The following is a 2,748-nucleotide window of genomic DNA, read 5'->3' as shown; positions in this document are numbered from 1 at the left end:
AGGTTGCTCCTCAGCAGAGCCTACTTCCTCTTAACATCCTGATACAAAGATAAATTATAAAAGTTAATTAATAATGAATTATCCAACTTTGTTTGGATTTTAAATGGAAAAATAATATGAAACGTCGTAATTTTCTTGAATGTTGTATGCTCTCCCTGGTTGCGGCAGCGGCAAAAGCTAAAGGAGTTGGTCTTGAAACGGAAGCATCAGGCTCCGGGCGGTTGAAGTTTGGTGTCATATCGGATATTCATCCGGATATAATGCATGACGGGGAACATCGGTTACAGGTCTTTTTGGAGGCTGCGGCTAAAAATAAGGTCGATTTTATTATTGAACTGGGTGACTTCTGTTTTGCAAAAGAGGCTAATGTTCCTTTCCGGGATTTGTGGGATAAGTTTCCGGGAGATAAATATCATGTTTTAGGTAATCATGATATGGATATTTGTACCAAGGAAGAGTATATGGAATTTGTCGGGATGAAGAGCCGTTACTATTCTTTTGATAAAGGGGATTTCCATTTCATTGTGCTTGATCCGAACAATCTGTTTGTCGACGGGAAGTATATCCCTTATAAGAATGGAAATTTCTATGTCGATACGAGTCAGCGTGAACATCTGGACCCGGAGCAGGTCGAATGGTTGAAAAAGGATCTGGCGTCGACGGATAAACGGTGTATCCTTTTCTCTCATGAATGTTTTGAGAATACGGTACAGAACAGGGAACTGGTGCGGGGAATCCTGGAGGCGGAAAATGAGCGATGCGGTTTTAAGAAAGTGATAGCAGCATTCAGCGGACACGATCATACGAATTATACCAAAGAGATCAACGGCATTACCTATATCCAGATCAACAGTGCTTCCAACCAATGGGTGGGAGAGAAGTATGCCTGTCCGGAACGTTTCAGCGAAGAGATAAACAAGCAAAAGCCGTCTCTGAAATATACCGTTCCGTACAAAGATTCTCTTTATGCAATCGTAACACTTGATTCAAAAAGCCTGAAGATGAAAGGACGTGAAAGTTCATTTATCCCTCCGACTCCCACGGATATAGGAATACCGGACACCATGTATCCTTTCCCACTGGTACCCTGGATAAAGGATTTTGATTTGCGGTTCTGATTATTGAGGATGTTTAAAGTAAATAGCGTAAGGTATCGGGATTCCTTCGCGTATCCCATACCAATGCTATTCGGATATACTTCTTTTGATTACCATGATTGCATTTCTTTATCCAATTCATCGGATGTGATACATAAACCTTCCGAATCTTCTTTTTCTGCTTTCGACATGAATTCTTTTAATAAAGAAGAAGGCATTGTATAAGTTGTTTCTCCCTTCAACCTGTGTACAAATTCCTTTATTTCGCATATTAAGAGTGCTTTTCTTGCTTCTATTTCCATTGTTGTCATATTAACTCCTTTCGATAAATATTTGTACCATACAAAGGTAGCAAACTTTAGTTATATGGTTGTCTCCTTTAGTATTTTACTAAGTTGTTTAACACCCTCCGAAGCTCCGGCTTTGATAAAGTGAATATCATTCCGGTAGGTGTTTACGTCTTTCGGGTCTATCAGATAGATCGGTTGGCCGCGGCGTACGTAATTCAGTAATCCGGCAGCCGGATAGACGTTGAGAGAGGTGCCGATGATGACGAAAATGTCGCATGATTCTACCATACGCATGGCCGGGTCGATCATTGGAACCGCTTCACCGAACCAGACAATGAACGGACGAAGCTGTACACCGTGCGGGTCTTTGTCTCCGATATGGATATCCGGATTCTCGGGTGACAGGTCGTAAGTCGTATTCAGGTCGCGGACGGAACAAGATTTCATCAGTTCGCCGTGCAAATGGATCACATCGCTGCTTCCTGCCTGTTCATGCAGGTTATCGATATTTTGTGTAATGATATGAACGTCAAAGTCCTTTTCCAATTCAGCCAGTCCGATATGTCCTGCGTTGGGCTTGGTGTTGAGCAATTCCCTGCGTCGCTGGTTGTAGAAGTTGAGGACCAGTTCTGGGTTGGCAGCAAAGCCTTCGGGGGTTGCTACATCTTCCACCCGGTATTTTTCCCAAAGACCGTCGGAGTCACGAAAGGTCGAAATGCCACTTTCGGCGCTCATGCCGGCGCCGGTCAGTACGACTAATTTCTTTTTCATAAGGCTATTGTGTTTTAAGTTTAGCAAAGATAGGTAAATAATAAGAGATATTGTTATGAATTAGAAACAAATATCCCCGGTGTTTTTGTGGCATCGGTTGTTTTTTCGGGAGTAAAGCGAGGTGTTATTATTTGTATAAATTACATAGTTCTGCTGGAACTAGGATGAATAAAACGTTGCAAATATATAAACAAATACAATACAAACAAATTTTAACCTGGGTTTTGCAATTTATTTAATAAATACCAAAATGTATTATCAAACTACGACCTTAATGGGGAGATGTTATTGAAATTATTCACTCGTGCATCCCTATATATGCCTTAAAAATCCTAGTTCCAGCAGAACTCTGTTGCTTTTTGTTCTTGTAAAATTGATTGATAAAAATTTATTACTGGTTAGGGTGTGATAATATCAAGTTTGATGTGATGATATTTTTAGATCTAAAATGTTGATAAATGAACAATTAATTATTTAAATTCATTACTGTCCCGTAAAAGTGGATAAATAGTTCTTTGAAATAATTGAAATATAGTCTATTAGATACTACTTTTTAGGCGCGACGATTTGAAATCATACCTTTGAGGTCA

General features: G+C 40.0%; 3 protein-coding genes. 1 reads left to right on the top strand and 2 read right to left on the bottom strand.

Annotated features, from left to right (window positions below; genetic code table 11):
- The first annotated feature begins 116 nt into the window (after positions 1-116).
- Entirely contained in the window at positions 117-1,118 is a 1,002-nt protein-coding gene (locus tag DXA15_RS24740) for a metallophosphoesterase (RefSeq protein WP_128135811.1), read from the top strand.
- A gap of 89 nt (positions 1,119-1,207) precedes the next feature.
- Here the strand turns inward: DXA15_RS24740 and DXA15_RS24735 are convergent, their stop codons facing one another.
- On the bottom strand, positions 1,208-1,408 hold the full coding sequence (locus DXA15_RS24735; protein ID WP_158579717.1) for a hypothetical protein: 201 nt from the start codon (positions 1,406-1,408) through the stop codon (positions 1,208-1,210).
- A gap of 51 nt (positions 1,409-1,459) precedes the next feature.
- Positions 1,460-2,158 carry an NAD-dependent deacylase gene (locus tag DXA15_RS24730; protein ID WP_128135809.1) on the bottom strand — a complete coding sequence of 233 codons (699 nt, stop codon included), beginning with the start codon at positions 2,156-2,158 and terminating at the stop codon, positions 1,460-1,462.
- Positions 2,159-2,748: the final 590 nt, after the last annotated feature.

This window comes from Parabacteroides sp. AM58-2XD, from assembly GCF_003463685.1.
Classification (GTDB): domain Bacteria; phylum Bacteroidota; class Bacteroidia; order Bacteroidales; family Tannerellaceae; genus Parabacteroides; species Parabacteroides segnis.
The sequence above is the reverse complement of the archived record's forward strand: the minus strand, read 5'-3'. Positions and strand labels throughout refer to the sequence as shown.